This is a genomic window from Ruminiclostridium cellobioparum subsp. termitidis CT1112 (assembly GCF_000350485.1).
Lineage (GTDB): Bacteria > Bacillota > Clostridia > Acetivibrionales > DSM-1351 > Ruminiclostridium > Ruminiclostridium termitidis.
Genome location: NZ_AORV01000021.1, coordinates 197,809 through 217,590 on the forward strand (window position 1 = coordinate 197,809; position 19,782 = coordinate 217,590).

Annotated in this window: 16 protein-coding genes and 1 pseudogene; all 17 read right to left on the reverse strand. The window is 41.7% G+C overall.

What is annotated here, in order from left to right:
- Positions 1-206: 206 nt before the first annotated feature.
- Positions 207-1,475, reverse strand: coding sequence for a Ger(x)C family spore germination protein (locus CTER_RS05385; RefSeq protein ID WP_004624230.1), 1,269 nt, complete (start codon positions 1,473-1,475; stop codon positions 207-209).
- The gene (locus tag CTER_RS05390; RefSeq protein WP_004624279.1) at positions 1,468-2,571 is read right to left on the reverse strand and encodes a GerAB/ArcD/ProY family transporter; all 1,104 of its coding nucleotides are present in this window, start codon (positions 2,569-2,571) and stop codon (positions 1,468-1,470) included. Before CTER_RS05390 ends, CTER_RS05385 begins: the two co-directional genes overlap by 8 nt.
- Positions 2,558-2,941: a spore germination protein gene (locus tag CTER_RS29035; protein WP_083908923.1), complete on the reverse strand. Its 384-nt coding sequence runs from the start codon at positions 2,939-2,941 to the stop codon at positions 2,558-2,560. The genes CTER_RS05390 and CTER_RS29035 overlap by 14 nt, the downstream gene beginning before the upstream one ends.
- A gap of 40 nt (positions 2,942-2,981) precedes the next feature.
- Positions 2,982-4,394: pseudogene (locus CTER_RS05395) on the reverse strand (spore germination protein); the annotation flags it as partial.
- A gap of 232 nt (positions 4,395-4,626) precedes the next feature.
- Positions 4,627-4,836 carry a hypothetical protein gene (locus CTER_RS05400; RefSeq protein WP_004624157.1) on the reverse strand — a complete coding sequence of 70 codons (210 nt, stop codon included), beginning with the start codon at positions 4,834-4,836 and terminating at the stop codon, positions 4,627-4,629.
- Between the two features lie 233 nt (positions 4,837-5,069).
- Positions 5,070-6,440: an MATE family efflux transporter gene (locus CTER_RS05405; protein ID WP_004624237.1), complete on the reverse strand. Its 1,371-nt coding sequence runs from the start codon at positions 6,438-6,440 to the stop codon at positions 5,070-5,072.
- A gap of 122 nt (positions 6,441-6,562) precedes the next feature.
- Entirely contained in the window at positions 6,563-7,915 is a 1,353-nt protein-coding gene (locus CTER_RS05410; RefSeq protein ID WP_004624220.1) for a salicylate synthase, read from the reverse strand.
- 229 nt (positions 7,916-8,144) lie between these two features.
- Entirely contained in the window at positions 8,145-9,878 is a 1,734-nt protein-coding gene (locus tag CTER_RS05415) for an ABC transporter ATP-binding protein (RefSeq protein WP_004624101.1), read from the reverse strand.
- Positions 9,872-11,662: an ABC transporter ATP-binding protein gene (locus CTER_RS05420; protein ID WP_004624053.1), complete on the reverse strand. Its 1,791-nt coding sequence runs from the start codon at positions 11,660-11,662 to the stop codon at positions 9,872-9,874. Before CTER_RS05420 ends, CTER_RS05415 begins: the two co-directional genes overlap by 7 nt.
- A gap of 350 nt (positions 11,663-12,012) precedes the next feature.
- A complete protein-coding gene (locus tag CTER_RS05425; protein ID WP_004624229.1) occupies positions 12,013-12,627 on the reverse strand; it encodes a TetR/AcrR family transcriptional regulator in 615 nt (204 codons plus the stop codon).
- A 267-nt stretch (positions 12,628-12,894) separates the two neighbouring features.
- Positions 12,895-13,677, reverse strand: coding sequence for an alpha/beta fold hydrolase (locus CTER_RS05430; protein WP_004624046.1), 783 nt, complete (start codon positions 13,675-13,677; stop codon positions 12,895-12,897).
- On the reverse strand, positions 13,652-14,731 hold the full coding sequence (locus CTER_RS05435; RefSeq protein ID WP_004624214.1) for an NAD-dependent epimerase/dehydratase family protein: 1,080 nt from the start codon (positions 14,729-14,731) through the stop codon (positions 13,652-13,654). The genes CTER_RS05430 and CTER_RS05435 overlap by 26 nt, the downstream gene beginning before the upstream one ends.
- A 4-nt stretch (positions 14,732-14,735) precedes the next feature.
- A complete protein-coding gene (locus tag CTER_RS05440; RefSeq protein ID WP_004624205.1) occupies positions 14,736-16,397 on the reverse strand; it encodes a nickel ABC transporter substrate-binding protein in 1,662 nt (553 codons plus the stop codon).
- 40 nt (positions 16,398-16,437) lie between these two features.
- Positions 16,438-17,229, reverse strand: a complete 792-nt coding sequence (locus CTER_RS05445) for an ABC transporter ATP-binding protein (RefSeq protein ID WP_004624036.1) — start codon at positions 17,227-17,229, stop codon at positions 16,438-16,440.
- A gap of 16 nt (positions 17,230-17,245) precedes the next feature.
- Complete coding sequence (locus CTER_RS05450; protein WP_004624238.1) at positions 17,246-17,986, reverse strand: ABC transporter ATP-binding protein; 741 nt, start codon at positions 17,984-17,986, stop codon at positions 17,246-17,248.
- The gene (locus CTER_RS05455; protein ID WP_004624069.1) at positions 17,976-18,794 is read right to left on the reverse strand and encodes an ABC transporter permease; all 819 of its coding nucleotides are present in this window, start codon (positions 18,792-18,794) and stop codon (positions 17,976-17,978) included. The genes CTER_RS05450 and CTER_RS05455 overlap by 11 nt, the downstream gene beginning before the upstream one ends.
- Entirely contained in the window at positions 18,791-19,741 is a 951-nt protein-coding gene (locus CTER_RS05460) for an ABC transporter permease (RefSeq protein WP_004624303.1), read from the reverse strand. The genes CTER_RS05455 and CTER_RS05460 overlap by 4 nt, the downstream gene beginning before the upstream one ends.
- Positions 19,742-19,782 lie beyond the last annotated feature (41 nt).

Here is a 19,782-nt window from a genome sequence, read left to right on the forward strand (position 1 = left end):
AAAACATCGGCAACCTTTACAATTTAAAGGTTGCCGATGTTTTTAATTCTATGTGAAAAAAGCTCTGTAAATTGAAATACCGAAGGATATTATAATCAGGAGAATACAACCAATGGCCGGATATATTTTATTGTGCTTTATGTTGTATACCGCGTAACTTAACGGATATATGGAAACAAGAATTAAAACCACCAGAAGTAGATATTTCATTGCTTACCATCCTTTGTTGGATTGGTTTTTATAAGTGTACCTGTCCTGCGGATTACAAATTGTACTTCCGTTTTAACACTGGAATCCTTAAACTTTTCAAGCCACTTGTATTCTTCCCAATCCTGGATTGTTGAAAACTTCATACTTGCCTTTTCCCCAAAACCAAATACGTCACTATTCAGAGCTAGCGCTTTACTTATGCTTTTATCGATCTGTTCCTTTAAAAAGGCCTCCACTTTGTTCTCCAAAATGGGTTTGTATTCCATACTCTCATAGTTTACGGTACTTTGAAGAGCCTGAATTTCTCCTTCAAGAAAAACCTTAACCTCTATGTCAGGCTTTCCTTCTTTTTTAAAATCAATTTTTATATCGGGTTTTTTCTGCTGACTTACAATAATAGTATCCAGCAATTTTGAGTTGTAAGGATCATGAATTACATAAGATCCTGTCTCGTATTCGCCTTTTATCATCAGTAAGGCACGGGTCTCATCACCATTAAACTCACCGACCATTTTGCCCGCATTAAAAATGGCAGTTCCCAGATATTCCGTTTTATTGCCGTCATTTCTTGGCAATTCACCTGCGTAATAATCGCCGGCCGATTTGATCTCATCGGTAGGCTGCCCCTCCTTTTTATAGTTTGAAAAATCATTTATTGCTGCAAGAACAGAAACAGGCTGTATCTTATGGGATTTTATGTCGTCAATGAAGCTGCCTAAATCGTTGTCGTCAAAAAAGCCGTTGACTTTTTCCATATTCATCATACCTTCCTGAGTTTTGGACAAAGCAGTGCCCAGAACCGGATTTATTTCTTTAATGAAATCACTGGTTTTACCCTTGACGACTATCATATGCATGGTTCTTCTTATTTGTCTGTCCCGTACAAAAGCACTCATCAGATTTCCCATACCCTCCTTCGCAATATCCTCCGAAACAACAAAATATTTAGAGTGACTATAGTTTATTTTTCTTGATAAAGAAGAGTTTATCATATTAACTCCTGTGTAGAAGGTCGGACAGTCCAGAGATATTACAACAAAATCCTTGTTTTCCGATCCTGTGGAACTCTGTCCTCCCCCCTCTATCCCGCCCCCCGAACTTTTCATGGTCGGAAGTTGAACGGTTATACGAAGTTTATTGGAAATACCCTTATCAACTCCCATGGTATAGACATATGCCCAATCATCAACTTCCAGTGCATCATAACAGGCTGTCAAGGCAGGAAGACAGGATAGTATCAGTATTAATGCCAGGATTCTACGCATTTTGAGTACCTCCTTTCTTTTTTCTAATTACGGCAACTATAAGTGTAATCAACGGCAATACATAAAAAATGACCCAGCCATATTCCCTTAGGGCATGGACATTTCCCTCAATTACACTTGCAAAATCCCTGGGCAGCATTGCCAAAGTATATAAGAGGACCGCCATGGGTCCAATAAGAGGTCTCAAATCAGACAATCTGAATATTTTGGAATAGCAGCTGACTGCGCAGTAAAAAAGAATTGAAATAGCAATGTGTGAAGCAAAAATCCATAAGAATAAAAAAATGGGATCCAATCTCTGGAAAAAAGTGCCATACTTGATTCCTCTTGCCAGAACATAAACCGGTGCGATTAATTCCTGGGTAGTTTCATACGGATATGCCATACTGAAAGCCAATAAACCAAGTGTTAATATCAAACAGGAAAATACTAATGATATAAACCCTGCTTTCTTAATATATCCTGTTCCTTGAAGTGAACCCGCAAATACTGTTAATATCATTACCTCCCCATAAGCAGAACTTCGCCGTATTCCATGAATTAAAGTTTTATCTATACCATAACCAAAAAACGGGAATAAATTCGTAGGATTATACTGTGGTATTGCAAGCAGCAGTAAGATAAAATAGGTAACAAGCATTATATAAGCCGTTAATTTTGATATTCTGGCCAGTGTTTCCAGACCTAAAAAAGAAGAGAGCACTGCAGCAATAACCACTGTCCATATCAGAATGTCCGGTGGGGTCTCTCTGTATACATATACCTTGATAACATCCACGAACTCCCGCAAAAGCATAGCTGCTGATTCCAGGAAAGCTGCTGCAAATACAAATGAGAAAATAAAACCTATTAGTCTTCCAAAAGAAATATCATATATTTGAATAATATCTTTACCTGGAAACCTTTTCAGCAATATATAAACAAAACTGAACACTATTATTGAAATAATAGCGGAAATAATTGTCATCTGCCAGCCTGCATTGCCAACGTAATTTGTCAGGAAAGCAGGACTTGTAAAAAATATTTTTGTGCTCATGGAAATTGCAGCAAGACTTACAGCCTCCTGGACACCAAATTTACCTTCATTTATTCCCATTGCTGTTATCATCCTTTTGTTTCGGTTCTTCTTTAAGCGCCCAGTTTTTTACATTCTTTCCCTGTTTTTGCCGGTTGGCAGTCTGAAATGGGTCAGGACGCTTATCCTGCATCCATATGGGTGTCCTTAAAACTACATCAGGATTAGCCTTGGTCTTAGGTGCCACAGGCGTCAGGAAAGGAATACCAAAAGACTTCATACTGCAGGTAATGCACCCTAAAGTAAATATGACAAAAGCTATTCCAAAAAAGCCCAAAAAGGCGCCTGCAATTATAAAAAAGAATCTCTCTATTCTTATAGCAAGACCCATGCTGTAATTTGGGATAGCGAAACTTCCCAATGCCGTGACCGAAACGATTATCACAAGCATGGGGCTTACCAGGCCGGCCGACACTGTCAGCCTGTCCCAAGATAAGTGCCCCGACTATACCCAGAGTTTGACCGATAATACTTGGAATCCTTATTCCTCCTTCCCTTATCAGCTCAAAAGCTATTTCCATTATAAGAACTTCCAGCAAAGTCGGAAAAGGAACCAATTCCTTGGATTTGACAATTGAGGCAAGCAGTTCTGTAGGAAGCATTTCAGGGTGAAACATCACCATTGCCACATACAGGCCGGGAAGCAGTGTTGCGCAAAAAAGCCCGAACAGCCTCAGCAGTCTTAAAAAGGTTCCAAAGGGCCAGCGTGTAAAAGAGTCCTCCGAAGTGTGAAGCAATCTGAAAAACGTCACTGGAACAGCCATTGAAAATGGTGCTCCCTCAGTTATTATTACAACCTGCCCATCCATGATGAATGAAGCGGTTCTGTCAGGCCTTTCAGTTGAGAGAACTTGCGGAAACAGCATCAGTGGCCTATCTTCAATAAATTGTTCCACCATTCCGCTTCCGATTATCAAATCTGTTTTTATACTTTTTATACGTTTTATTACTTCCTGTACTACTCTGGGACTTGCAACCCCGTCCAGATATAATATCGCGCACATTGTATTATTAATATCGCCTGCGGGAATCAATTCAGTTACAAGCTTTTGAGTTTTCAGAATTCTTCTTACAAGGGTAAGGTTTGTGCGCAAATTTTCGGTAAAGGCTTCCTGTGCACCCATTACAACCATTTCAGTCTTGGGGGATTCGACACTTCTTTTTTCATATCCTCTGGTTTCCATGACAATACATTCGGTACAGCCTTCTACAAACAGCACACTGGCTCCGCTCAATACCTGCTTGATGCATTCACCGTATAAGCTCTCTTTCTTTAGATTGTGAACAGGTATGACAGTCTCTATCAAAAAATCGACAGGAGATTGCTTTCCCATATCTTCTAAAATATCTTTTGACATAAGTGTGGGAAGCATTGACAGATTTATTGAACTCTTATCAATCATCCCTTCCACATAAATCATAAAACAATCCAGCTTTTTACCGATTTTGAATTTTCGGAAGACAATATCTTCATTTTTGGGTAATCCGAATTTCTCTTTCAGCACATTTAGACTGTAGCTCAAATCATTTGAAATAGTATCATTTTGCGCCTGGTTTTTGTTTTGAGTCTGGCTCGGGTTTAATTTCTGATTTTCGCCATCACCTTTTCTGCTTTTATTCCACTCGCTGACTCCAAGAGGCTTTATAGCATTTTTATTTCCCTTGCTCATCTCATTATTATTAAGTCCGCTATTTTGAGCATCCTGCTTCGCTTGATTTGCCCGAGTTTGATCCGGAGGCTGAAGAGCCCCTTCGTCATCGCCTTCCAAAAGCTCAAATCCAAGGTTATGAATTTTAGGTTCCGAATATATGAATAATTTTCTCATTGCCGTAAAAATACTCATTTTGTACCGCCTCTTGCCATATTTGTTAATAAATTAATTATGTGAATGTGCCAGCCTATTTATCCATGCCAAATATATCTAGAACAAAGCCGAAATTAAAAAATCATACTGTTTGACAATAAAAACAGGCAAAAAAACAACGTTCTCAAAAGTTAACGTTGTTTTTTGCCTTTATACTTTTTTATAGCTGTAATATGATGATACTATGTATCTGAACAGCTTTTACATTTTTTTATTTTGGTTGTTCATTTATAGGTAGTTCGCTGATATGGTAAGTTATACACTTTGACGCTCTGGGCACCTTGGTAACTTTTGCCGCAGTTTTTTCAACTGCATCCGTCTTAATTATTTTGGTACCGACGGTTTTGCTGCTCTTTGCGGGAGCTGCTGCCTTAACTGTTTTATTGCTGCATTTTTTGTTGGTACAATTTCCGTTTATCATAACGGATCCACATTTACAAAATTCTGCCATTAATTTCATCCCTTCAATAGTTTTGAAATTATAGTATACCATAAAAGACTTACTTTTACACAGAAATTTGTTTTTATCTATACTTTATAATGGCAGCCAGGCTTCACAACTGTAATCCTCAGCTTGAAGCTCCCACTTTGAATGAATAAAGGCTGTCTCAAAAAAGACAGCCCTCGCCCGGCGTTGAAAACACAGGAACCTGATCACGCATTGCGCTGCCGCAGAGAATGAAATTCCTTTTTCACCATGAGCATTGTCCAGATTACTATAACAGCATCAATGGCAAATGATCCGTAGTAAATACCTGCAACACCCAACCAAATAGGCACCAGCAGCATGACCGGCACATAGAAAACAAGCTGTCTCGCTATGCCTATCAGCGCCGCAGGCTTTCCTTTATCTATCGAAGGAAATAGCGTCATTGCCATAAAAATAAATGACAGGAGAGGAAGAATTGCCATATAAATACGGAAGCTCATCAACTGGGTCCCGGTGAAATCCTGAACTTTCATCATCACACTAAGAACCAGTCCCGGTGCCGCCATGGACAACAGCCAGAACGGAAGCGTCAGCACCAGAGCCGCAACCGCAAACAGTTTATAGGCTCCAATGACCCTGTCATACTGCTTTGCGCCATAGTTGATGCCAATAGCCGGCTGAAGTGCACGCATCAAGCCAAATATGGGCGTCAGCAGAAAAGTGAACACCCGGTATACAACGCCATAAAAAGCAATATCCGCCGTTGTTCCGTATTTAGCCAATGCGTTAAATACAAATACCGACTGGACCAGGCTCATTACACTCATAATAAAGGCCGACATGCCCAGCCTCAGGATAGAGGTTCCAATCTCCTTATCCCAGCGTATGGAAATCAATTTGGACCTGAAGGATGCACGGCCTCTTCCAAAATAGAACCAACCGATGACCGTATAAGCCAGCATTCCTATATTTGAGGCCCATGCCGCGCCTTCCACACCCAGAGGGAATATGACAACCAGAAGATACTTGGCGGCCACATCCACAAGAAGCCCTGCTCCCATCATGACAGCGGCCATTTTCATGCGGCCTTCGGCCCTTACGATCATGTTACCGGCAAGTCCGTATATCCAGAAGAAAGAACCTAGAATGGTAATCCTGAAATAGCTGTCTCCCAATATAAGTTCCTGCCCTCTGGCACCCATCATTTGCAGCATCTGGCTTGAGAAGAGCAGCCCTAATACGATGTACACTGCCGTCACTGCAAGGGAGAGCAGGTTGAGATTGCCCAGGAGCTTTTTCTGGGTATTCATATCCCTGGCTCCCAGTGCAATGCTCAGTACGGCTCCCGCACCAGTTCCCAGCAAAGATCCAAAGCCCACGCTGATCTGAGACAGCGGATAGGCAACCGACACCCCTGCCAATGCAGTTTCACCCACATATCTTCCTACAAAAAAAACATCCAGCATGGAATTCATTCCATACAACACCATGGCAACTACTGCAGGCCAGGATAAATCAACCATGACTTTCCACATATTACCTGTTAATATGAATTGTTTTTGTTTTTCTTTTTGATCTGTTAATACACTTTCCACGTAAATCCCCCAATCTCTTATAAATCTCATATTGCCGAGAATGGTTAGCGATAGCTAACCATATATTATTATAAACGCTTTAATTAATTTTCTCAGCTCCGATGTGTTTACTTTCAATCCAATCAGACAGATAGTTGTATATATCGCTGCTGTTCTTCAACCAATTGTCCTGCAATACTGCTGATCTTTTCCCGGGTTTCCGCCAGCTCCCTTTCGGGATTTGACATTTCAACAATTCCGGCTCCTACCCTGACCCAGGTCTCTTCCTCATTCTGAAATATGCTTCTCAATACCAGCGCTGCGTCCAGGGTTCCATTGCTATCATAGGTCAGCACACCGCCGCTGTATAAATCACGTGCATCCTTTTCAATCCTTCCAATTGCTTCAATTGCTTCTTTTTTAGGGATTCCTGAAGCAGTAACAGCCGGAAACAGCTTGAAAAATGCATGCCATGGATTGTACTCCGCCCTGAGCTTTCCTCTTAATCTGGAACCCAAATGCTGTACCGTTCCACGTTCCATAACCGACATAAACTCAGTTACCGCTACCGAACCCGGCACACACACCTGTTCCAGCTCTTCATCAGCCAGCTTTACCGAAATGGCATGTTCGGCTATTTCCTTTGGATCTTGCAGTAATTCTTTTTTTAAATTTTTATTTATTTTTGAATCTTCGGTCAAAGCCCTGGTTCCTGCAAGAGGAAAGGTATAAACAGTACCGGAAGCATCCACTTCAGCAATGGTTTCGGGGCTGAAGCCCGTCACCTCTAAATTGGGAAAGCTGTAAAAGTATGACCTTGCCGGAGTGTTTTTGTGTCTTCCGTGCATGTAAGTCTGCAGCATATCCAATCTGCTGTGCACCGGAATTTTTCTGGACAGGATGACTTTCTGGTATTCTTTATTTTCTATCTCTTTCACAGCCAGTCCAACGATATTCTTATAATATTCTTCGTCAAATATCAATACTTCTTTCCCATTATAAAACGTAACATTTTCTTCTCTTACACCGTTTAGAAATACATTGGATATGTTTTTCTCCATGGTTTTTAAATCGTCCTCATTCAAAGCCCGCAGCAGGATTGTTTCCTTATCGATTCTATATTCCCTGTCCGGTATGATCAAATGAAGAAGCTCCCCTGTTTCGGTTCCAACGTCAAGACCATATATGTATCTTGCCAGGCCGAAGTTTGCAATTCCATATGCTCTCCAGGAATCAACCTCTAAGGATTTGAATAAATTATCGAGGTCCCGGCAGAGATCAGATACCTTTATGCTCTGTCCGGCGCTCTTCCTTTTAATAACAATCTCTTCTGCGGTAACTATTATCTCACTATATATCCCTGCGCCCACAGAGACACAATCATTGTTTTCATATAAATAAACATTGTCCTCTTCACCGCTGCATAAATGGGCAGCAGTCTCGTAGACTGTATTCCGGCTCTCATTTGGGATGTTTTTTTCATAATATTTTCTCATAAATAACCTCGCTTTCAAAAATCAAATTAATGCATGGTGCCGGTTAATTTAATTTTTGCTTTACCTGTATAATTTTTATATCAACTGGTAACTCCCGCACTAACTTCATAAAATGAAGCCGCACCCAAAACAATTGCGGTAATTGTTTTTAACCGTGCGGCCATTTCATGAAATTGTCTTCGCATACCAGTTGATTCCAGTAAGTCATTTTATAAAGCAAAACTGGATTTCATCCGGCATCACGCGTTAATTCCCGTTGAAGTTCCACCATACGGGCATATAGCCCGCCCTTTGCCATAAGCTCGGCAGGCGTACCCTGTTCGCTGACAAGACCCTTATCCAGAACCACGATCTTATCGGCATTGGCAACTGTCCTCATCCTGTGGGCAATGACCATCACGGTTTTCTTTCCCAGCAGCGCAGACAATGCTTCCTGCACCAGGGTCTCACTTTCGGCATCCATAGATGCGGTGGCCTCATCAAGCAGAATGACCGGAGCATCTTTCAGCAGTGCCCGGGCTATGGAAATGCGCTGTCTTTCACCGCCCGACAGGGAGCTTCCATTTTCACCGATATTCGTCTGGTAGCCCTGAGGCAGACGGTTGATGAATTCCTCACACTGTGCGGCCCGGGCTGCGGCCTTTACTTCTTCATCGGTGGCATCCCGGCGGCCTAGCCGTATATTTTCCATTACCGTATCATCAAACAGCAGCACATCCTGGAAAACCACAGAGAAGTTTTTCAGCAGGGTTTCCGGTTCCACACCGGCCACCTCCACTCCTCCAAGTGTTATTTTACCGGAGTCGGTATCCCAGAACCGCGCCGCCAGTTTGGAGGCCGTGGATTTTCCGCTGCCCGACGGCCCGACCAGGGCTGTTACCTCTCCCTGTTTTGCTGTAAAGGAGATACCGTTCAGCACCGGTTCCTCATTATAAGAGAAAACCACATCCTTGAATTCAATATCATACCCCTTGTTATTACATATGGTAGAGCCTGTCTGCTCAGGTGTTGCATCTATAGCTTTCATCCGTTTGATGCTGACCTGCGCGGAAAATACTTCGGCCAAAAGCATGAAGCAGCTGTTGAAGGGATCATAAATCCTTCCGGCAATTATGAGAAACAGAATGAACACCGGAACAGATAATTCCCCAATTGCTACAAGGTAACCTCCCACGAGGAGAACTGCAACCAATCCGAATCGCAATAAGAATTGGGCGGCGGTGGTGGAGGCCCCAGGTGCCATTTCATTTTTGAAAGAACAGCGTACTACGTTTTCCAGCCTCTGTTCCAGACCTTCCAGGTATTCTGCCTCTCTGGAGGAAGATTTCAGTTCCTGTATTGTATCCAGATATTCCTGAACTCCGTCATAAGCAACTCTTTTGGCATCCAGATTGGCCAGTTCGGCTTTCTCCTGGGCCTTCCGGGCCAATAAAATCACCAGTGCGGCAACCGGTACCGGAATAACAATGCAAAGTCCCATTCTCCAGTCAAAAATAAGCAGTCCCACAGAAGTGATAATAAACATAAAGATAGTGCCGAACAGCATCGGAATGGCATTGGAAAAAGTGCGTTCAAGAGCGGTACAGTCTCCCATGATAGTGGCCGTCAAATCCGCGATGTTCTTTTTTCCAAAAAAGGCTAGAGGTAATTTGCGCAGTTTTTCTGCCAGTACGATTCTCCTGTTTGCACTTTCCTCATATGCCACGGTATAGGTTTTATTGTATTGCAGCCACTGGGAAGCAAATACTGCTGCAAACAATACGATTGCTGCAATGCAATATAATGGTACGGCTTTTCCGGCCACTGCCTTCTCCCCTGAAATAATGTCCAGTAGTTCCATTACAATCAGCATGAGCAGCCCCACCGGAAACATCAGACAAAGGTTATGTAAGGTGGCGGCAGCAATTCCCTTGTTCAAATCCCTGGAACCCTGGTCACTAAGTGCAAATGCACGTTTCAGCATACTTTCACCTCATTTCCTATATGCCACTTTGTAGTTTTCTTATAGTTATCCCACATGCGTGCGTACTCGTTGCCACATTTCAGCAGCTCATCATGTGTTCCGCTTTCTGCCAAATGCCCCTGCTTCATTACAAGTATCTGGTCCGCATCCTGTACCGCGGACAGTCGGTGGGCAATCATAATGACTGTTTTTCCCTTTACAAGGCCCTCAAATGCCCTCTGAATCTGGTATTCGTTTTCGGGGTCGGCAAATGCCGTTGCCTCATCCAGTATCACTATGGGGGCATCTTTCAAAATGGCTCTTGCTATGGCAATCCTCTGGACCTCTCCTCCTGATAAATAGACCCCTTTGCTTCCAACCACAGTATCAATTCCTTGCGGAAATTTCTCCAGAATATCATCACATTGGGCAAGATGTGCTGCTTTGAGCGCTTCTTCCCTTGTAGCCTTGGGACGGGCCGCACGGATATTTGCCAACAGTGTATCCTTAAACAGCTTGGGGTCCTGGAATACGAAAGCTACTTTTTTCATAAGATCCCCATGAGACAAATCTCTCACATCCACTCCCCCGATTTTGACAGCCCCTTCCAGCACATCATAAAAGCGGGGAATCAGACTGGCTGCCGTACTCTTACCCGATCCGGAATGACCAACCAATGCGGTTGTGGTTCCGGCTTTTGCTTTAAAGCTGAGATGGGCTACTGCAGGCTTATCTATGTTTTCGTAAGTGAAAGTAACGTCCTCAAAGGATACATCATGTGCATTTGCAGTCCTGGGGCTTTCTGTCTCAGTTTGCGGCTGTGCAGTCAGAATCATATCAATTCTCCGCATGGACTCCTCGGCCTGCATTTTGTAACTGGTCATATACATGATTTTATTCAGCATAACAGCACAAGCGGGAGAAAAAATAAGGTAGAAAATAAAACTCTGCATAAAGCCTGCCAGGTTTGTTGACAAAGCCCCGATAATGAGAGCCGCCGGTACCAGCACGAGAAAGCCCGAGTTGATAACAGACGTAAACGCCACCATCCCTTTCCGGCAGGACATGGTATAGGCAAGTGCATAATCCCGGTAGGATTTAATTGCCCCATTGAATTTCGTAAAAGACTGCACTGTCTGACCGAATACTTTGACAACCGAAATGCCGCGTATATACTCCACCGCTTCATGATTCATTGTTTCCAGAGAATCCTGATAGGTTTTCATAAACTCCATGCTTTCCTTACCGATTAAAGAACCCTGTAGGAAAAAGCCAATCCCGAACAGCAGCAGCAAAGGCAAACCAACCCTCCAGTCAAAGACCAGCATCAAAATAACGCTGGCGGCCATGGTCACATATGCTCCTACCAGGTCAGGAAGCTGATGGGCAATAAAAGTCTGTGTCTGAAAACTGTTGTCATCAATGATCTTCCTCAGCTTGCCGCTGGGATTTGTGTCGAAATAGCCCATGGGCATCCTTGCCAAATGTGTCAGCGCCGCCATTTTTAGATTCTTTTCGGTTCTAAAGGCAACAACATGGGAACATAGCAAGGCAATAAAATAAATTGCCAATCCCACAAACTCAAAAACCAACGCATATATTCCCCACCGGAGCAGCTGGCCGTTATCCAGGGCACTCCCGGAAAAAACGGCGATCAGCTCTCTGGCTGCAAAATATACACACAGAAACGGAATAAGAATAAAAAGTGCACTGATGCCTGATAAAATGCGGGACAGTGTGAGCATCCAACGGCTTCGCCCACAAAAACTAAGGAGCCGTTTTATTCTATCGTTTCCTTGTTTCATATCAAAACCTTCTTTCTCCTATAAATTGTTACTGACCATACTGGTACTTCCATACTAACTTCAATCAATGATGGCACACAAAGCGCTTACTTGAAATAGTACGGTTCACAACAAGTATTAACTGCCGCCGCAGCGACTCGACCATCCGGGTCTCGCGTGCTGCTCAAAGTGACATCCTATCACTTTGCCGGCTAAAATCCTTGTTTTTCACCTACAAATTTCAGCAAGCACTTTTACCGTGCTCACCATTGCTTGAAGTTGTACTCGCGTACCGGTATAATTAATATAACTGTTTAACATCAAAGTTTAGAGCCAAATTAACTAGAACAATAAGTTAATTTAAAAAGTCTCTAAATCAAAAACTTTTCCCAGCCCCCATTGTGAAATAAAATAAGCTTTTCTATATGCTCTCTGGCCTTTTCCCGGTCAAATCCATGTCTGACCGTCTCAAAAAAACCGTCAAAGAACGAACGGCTCATCATATGGATGAATTCTGCCGTAACCTTGGGCAAATCTCTTATTTCTGAATCAATGGCAATGAGATATTTTTGTGTATGCTCTGTTTCCAGAGCTGCAATCTGCTCTATGAAGTTTTCATAAACCGTTCCTTTCGAGCAACAGACAATCATATAAAAGGCATCAAAGTTGTCATAAATGTAATCCAGCAAAGTAAAAGCGAAATTACTTGAATTTTCTTTTCTGCCTTCCATCTGTTCTTCTTTTGGTGATGCCGAGAAATTCTTTAAATACTTCTCCATACCGGCCAGGAAATAATCCGCATGTTCCTTTACAAAATGAGTAAATAATTCCTCCTTATCCGAAAACCTGGTATAAATGGAACGCGGACTTGTGTTTGCCTTATCTGCAATTCTTCTTAAGGAAGCATCTATAAAGCCATACTTTAAGAACTCCTCTTTTGCAGCTGCAATAATATTTTCCGTTGCTTCTTCAACCCATAAAGCCATATTAACCTCCATGAGCCACATCTGTGGCCACAAAATGTAATGAAAACCTATATCCTTTATCGCAATGTAGCGAATAAAGGAGGTTAATTGGCCATGTTCGCTTTCAAAGTATTGTAAATACTTTGAATATTTCGCACGGCCATAGGTTCACAGGTTAGTTTGGAAGACGAGCGTTGGCGAAGTCTTTCAAACTAACCTCTCCTGTTAAAACACTGTTTTAATCATTATACAGCTATGGTTGATGACAAACAAGACAGAAAACTTACTTTACAATCCGGTCAAATATCTGCTGATCAACTGGGAAATCAATTGAGGCTCCCTGCTTAGGACCTCGGCATGGCCTTTATTCGGAAATTCATTTATCTCGGGTGTGTTCAGGCATATGCGCTCCACCAGGGGTATGGAGCTTTTGGCATAAATCTCATTCCCTCCCAGCATAATCCCAACCCGCATTCCCAATCTTTCGCTTCTCTCCCTTATATCATAGCTGTAGGCAGCCAGAAATGCCTTGTACAGAGCTTCTTGGGTAATGTCCGGAAAGATCAGCGGCTGCAAAACCTCAACATCATTATTTGACAGGTATCCCATATTTTCTTTGACAGGAGAGATTAAATGTTCGCCGTTGATAAGCTTTTTAAATTCACCGGTCATTACTGTGGAAAATTGCTCCGTCATTTCTCCCATGGACTCATATTGGCCGCTGTCCAAAATCAAATTTGAGATGCTTAATTTGTTTTGCAAGGCAATTTCCAATGCTATGCTTGCTCCCAGAGAAATACCGTAAACAGCGTCTATTTCTCTGAAATGGCTTTGCAGCAATGAATGAATGATATTGTTTGCACTTGCATGTACAGAAACCATATATTCCTCGGGTTCATGGCAATGCCCCTCCAGTTCGGGTATCAGCAAACAAAAATTATCCTTCAGATCATTTACAATGCGCTCAAAGCAGGTTTCCCAATAAAACCCGACTCCGTGAATAAGCATTACCTTCTTCCTGCAGCTGTCTCCCATAATATGCAGCTTAGACTGCCCCTTCTTCATACTCATCTTCAAGCCTCCTCTCCTCCACATCACAAATAGTCAACCTTGCATTTAAACCCGACAGGTCTTCAATCAAGGTTTCACTGTTGATAATATCCATTGCATAATAAATTCCATTGTTTAAATTTGAAGCCAGAACGGATTTTACCGCATAAGCTGCTATTATTGCACTTATTTCACTGCTGCAATCACTTGTCATTTCAGCCTTTTTAACAATTCTTCTATTGCCGGTAATGCCCTGGCCTTCAATTTTAATATAAGTGAATTGTTCATTGCTTTTTACATTTTTTCCGAATATTTTTATTACTTCCCTGACAATCTCCTTATATCCGTCACCTCCCGATTTCAGTTTTATAACCGCTTCCTGCAGCTTTCGTATTATTTCATCCCCAAAGGAGGAGTTGTACCAATTTGCCTTCTGGAGAGAATACTTTCTGGCTATCCTCTCTGTTTCAACCGTGAGATAATTTTGAAATTTATATCCTTTATTTTTTATAATCTCAAATATCTCACTTTCATCCTTTTTTATTTTTCCGTTATCATAGCAGCTCATGGCCACCCCGAAGCCCGACAGGTTTGTCAGGATAAAGTCTTCAATTGCAGATTGGCTTGGTGTTTCTTCACTGACACTCAACCCGCAGATTTTTTCCGGTTTGTTAAAAGCTTCACAGATATGGCGCATTAGTAATCCGCTCATCCCGGGAAAATATCCGCCGGATAAAACAAAAATATTATTATTCTCTATATCGGATATTTTCTCTTCCAAAAATGCTTCTCCCGAGGGGTCTACATAAGGAATGCGGAGATCAGCGGAAATTCTGGCCACTTTCTCCCCATTCAAATATGATGCTCCTGCACAGTTTACAATAATGTCGCACTGTTCACAAAACTGCCTTATCTCTTCAGAATTAGAAATATCTATTTTAACAAACACACAATTTTCTTCTGATTCACGGTATCTGGTATAATAGGATGCCATAAGAGAGTATTCATTTTTTAAAATATTTACCGTTCTCTTTCCTATCTCTCCCGTACCTCCCAGAATTCCCACTCGTTTCATGTTACTACCGCCTCTTTATATTCTGGATTGCTGTGAAATTTGCGTCCCGTGTAAATTCATAATCTGCAATTTTGTCATTGTACAAAACTACCTGGTGAGTATAATAAATGGGAGTATTCAGGCAATTGTCAGCCATGGCAGTTAATATTGTATTGTATATATCCTGAATTCTCTTTTCATCGGTCGCAGAATTCACTTCACTGATCAGCTGCGCCTTACCCGGCAAAAAGCCCGAAATTTGAGACATTATAGGGTCCATTGACATTGCCGGGTCTATATTGCTGATAACATTGGACGGGTCATAATATCCTCCCTGTGTTTTAAAAACTGTCAAACCATATTTTCCGCCTGTTATCATTGCATACCAGTCCATCATGGGAGCAGATTTCGGTGTCAGTTGAATTCCTATTTTTTTTAATTGATCACAAATATAAACCACCATGTTGTCATCAGATGCCGAGCCTGTCTGATACAAGAAATCTGCAGCCATTTTACTTCCATTTTTTTCTCTGATGCCGTCTCCGTCGTTATCTTTGTACCCTGCCTTATCCAGCAGTGCTTTTGCCTTGTCTAAATCAAAATCGTATACTGTCTGTTCAACATCACAATATGGCAATACCTTTGAGAAAAAAGTATCTGCTTTTTCATAAAGCCCTCCATATATGTTATCCACTATATTTTGTTTATCTATTGCCATGGAAATGGCTTCTCTGACAGTCTTATCCCCGAAAACCGTATCGCTTAAGTTATAGCCTATATAATAGGTTTGTGTTGCGTTGTCATCTGCTTTTGCTCCAAAGCTTCCGGAATTTTTCATTTCTTCGTAACTTTCGGAAGAAATCTTTGAAATGCCAGAAATAAAATCAATTTCTCCGTTTTTCAGAGCTAGAATTTTGGCGTCATTGTCGGCAAGCACCTTGATGGAGAAACTGTCCACCTGGGGTGCTTCCCCCCAATAGTAAGGATTTTTCACAAAATTGTATGTCTGTCCGTCCCCATCCCCCTGGTACATATATGGACCTGTGCCATAGGTCGCCGTACTAAAACTGCCTTTTACGGTCAAATCGTCATTTAACTGTTCACCTGAAACAATGCCAAAAGGATTTGCCAGGCACAGATCCCGCAGCGTACTGTAATAAGGCTGTGTCAAATACAGTTCGACAGTATGGTCGTCAGTTGCTTTTACATCCTGTATAATAGTTGAAAGTTTCCCGTAGGAACCGTTGTATTGCCCCAGATTTACAGGGGAGGCCTTGAGGGATTTCGCCACATCTTCGGCGGTCAGATCAGAACCGTCGGAAAATTTGATTCCTTTTCTGATATTGAAGGTATATACTTTTCCATCCTCGCTGACCGACCACTTTTCTGCCAGCGAACCGGTGAGCTTTCCATTTTCATCATATTGTACAAGCGTGTCATAAAAGCTTGTTAAATAATAGGTTATTCCATATCCGCTTGAGGAATTGGCAGGAGTTATGATTGTATAGAACGATTCAAATTTCCAGCTTTCCGGTAAATTTATATGTATGGCTTTGGCCGTATCGTTATTTGACTCACTATTTGCCTCTTTTTCCCCGGCATTACTATTTGAAGTTTTTCCGCATGCTCCCAATGTGAACACCATAATTGCAGCTATTAATAATGTAATAATTTTTTTTATTTTCATTTTATCCTCCATGTCTTTTTCCTTTCTATTTCACCAAATTTTAATTATTTCTTTCGTACGAAAGCTTTACAGGCTTATGCCGGCTTGCTCTCAACAGGATTTTACTGTACTCGTTTTTGAATACCGAAATATCGCCTGAGAATTTTACCTTTTCCAGCAGTTTTGAATCTCTCATTACAAGTATTTCATCAGCAACCTCAACAGCAAGATCTATATCATGGGTAATAAATATCAGGGTAAAACCTATAGACTCCTGTAATTGGATAATTTCTTCAATGATCTTTTTCCTTAACGGCAAGTCAAAGCCATTGGTTGCTTCATCAAAGATGAGGCATTGGGGTTGAACAGCCAAGGCCCTTGCAATTGCAACCCTTTTCTGTTCTCCTCCCGAAAGTTCACAGGGGAGTCTTGAATAATAGTCAGCAGGCAAATTGCAGATTCCCATGAGTTCTTCACATCTTTTCCTTCTTGTGGTTCTATCCATGTGAAAAAAGCAAATTAAAGGTTCTTCAATCGACCTTCCCACAATCATTTTGGGGTCTAAAGCAGAAAGAGAATTTTGCTGGATAATCTGAATTTTTTTAAAGTGTTCTTTTAAATTTCCATTCTTTCTGTAAACAGGTTTTTCTCCAACGAATACATTTCCGCCGCTGGGTTTTTGAAGCCCTGCAATCATCCTGGCAAGAGTGGTTTTACCTGACCCCGATTCTCCAACGATTGCATACCGTCCTCCTTTCCTGAAATTTATATTAAGAGGGGATACTGCTGTAAACTTATTCCTGGAAAAAAGGCTGTCAGAAAAAGCACAACTCAGGTCTTTAATTTCTATCATCTATACTGACCCCTTTCTAAACAGCCGCATTCAAAAGCTCTTTTGTATTTAAAATATCCTCTGTTCTACCTGCTTCTATTACTTTGCCTTTATCCATAACAAGGATTTTGTCTGAATTTGCAGCAGCATACAAATCATGAGTGACAAACAGAATGGAAACTCCCTGTTTGCAGAGATTTCTCAGTACCTTCATCAGCTCAATTCTGTTGCAGGCATCAATTGCCGTAGTAGCCTCGTCTGCAATCAGAATTTGAGGATTGTTTATAAGAGCGGTAGCTATCATGACCCTCTGCAGCATTCCGCCTGAAAGTGCAAAAGGATAACTTTTCAGAATTCTTTTTGTATCTGAAAGTCCCAGATTTTGCAATACCGCTTCACACTTTTTGAATATTTCAGCTTTTGGCAGCTTTACGTTATGCTTCAGATAAGTTTTTTCCATCTGTCTGCCAATGCGTATGGACGGATTGAATGCAGTCATTGGATTTTGCATTATTAAACAGATTTCCTTTCCATATATCTTGAGCAGATCTTTTTTAGGAATATTTAAAAGCTCGGTATTATTAAAGCTGATACTTCCTTCTGCTTTGAAATCAGACCCCAAAAGTCCCATTATGGCTCTGCATACCGTTGTTTTTCCAGCCCCGGAGCTTCCTACTATGGACAGCATTTCCCCCTTTTCAATTTTGAAGGAAATGTCCTCCGCTACACTTTTCCCGGATGCAAAAGAAATTTTTAAGTTCTTGACATTAAGTAACATTTATTTCATTCTCCCTCCCAATAAAATCTCTAAGACCCTCTCCTAAAAGGTTAAAGCCTGCACAGCACAAAACCAGGCAGATTCCCGGATAGATAATCAAACCCGGATTTGTGTAAATACTGTTTCTGGCCTCATTAAGCATGGCCCCCCATTCGGGAGTTCCTGCCATAAGTCCGATGCCTAAAAAAGCGAAGCTCGAAACAGCCATAATTGCCGAGGCAATTCCCGTTGTAAAATAGACCATAAACTGCGGTAAAACATTGGGCACCAAATGTCTTGCTACTATCCGGAGTTCCGATGCACCCGCAATCCTTGCCGACTCTATGTACTCTTTTCCGCATTCGGTTTTTGCATAGGAGCGGACCATTCTCATAAACCATGCAGACATTGAAATACCGATAGCTGCCAAAACGCACAGGACTGAATTGTCTATTGAAGTGACAAGTGCCATTGCTATTACAATTAAGGGGAATGCCATCAATATTTCACATAATAATCTTGCAATTTCGTCTGCTACTCCGCCCTTATAGCTTGTATAGCAGCCTGCAAACAGTGAAACTGCCGCAAGTAAAATCAGTACAGGTACCGACAGGCCCATGGAATATCTTGCGCCATACATAATTCTTGAGAGCTCACATCTGCCCATTTGGTCACAGCCCAGAGGAAATTCTTTTGTTGCGGCAGCGTTTTTTCTGGAAAGGTCGGTGGCATTGGGATCATTGGGTGCTAAAACAGGAGCCAGCAAAGCAATAAAAATGAATGCTGCTATCAAAGCCAATCCAATAATTATTTGTAATTTTCTTTTCATATTAACTTCCTCCTGTATGCAGGACATATGATACTGGAAAGAATATCTGCTGCTGCATTAAATAGTACAAACAGGACGGCACAAACCAGGATGGAGCCTGAAATGCCATAAATATCCATGCTTTCACAGGATTCCATAAGATAATAACCCAGGCCCTGGATGGAAAATACCCGCTCTACCAGGGCAGAGGTACCAAAAAGTGCCGCACAGTATTGAGCAAATAAAGTTATTGCCGCAGGAAGTGCATTCCTCAGGACTTCACCATAAACAATCTGGGAATTGGTAAAGCCCCGCGCTTTGGCATATGCTACATAATCACTTTTCAGTTCATTTAATACCGAGGCCCTTAACACTCTCACAGATATGCACATTACCGGAAATGCCATGGATATGGACGGTAAAATCAAGGATTTCAGGCTTCCGTCGAAAATAACCTTAAATATGGGAATTTCAACTGCAAAAGCAGTCAGTAATATTAAAGCAAGCCAGAAACTGGGGACACAAATACCTATGATACAAATGATCCTCATTACATTGTCAAAAATGCCTCCTTTAAATATCACCGAAACGGCTGCTATTAATATTGTAAATACTCCAACCCAAAACATTGCCAGAATGATAAGCATACATGTTACAGGAAGTGCTCCCCGTATATTTTCCATTACAGGCTTTTTATTGGTTATAGCCGTACCCAGGTCACCTTTAAGCACACCTTTCAGGTAGTCGGCATATCTTTCGCCGAAAGGAGCATCAAGTCCCAATTCCTCCCTGACTGCCTGTATCTGTTCTTCAGTAGCAAAAACACTTTGCTTGCGGACAATAGTCTCTGCCGGATCGGTTCCGGTAAAAAGCTGTAAACAAAAACTCAAGGTTATAACACCGAATATGACTGCGGCAAGCCCCAGCAATCTCCTTAAAAGTACTTTACTGAAACTGATCTTGTTCATCTGGTTCTACTCTCTTTCCACCTTGTTCTATCTCTCTCATC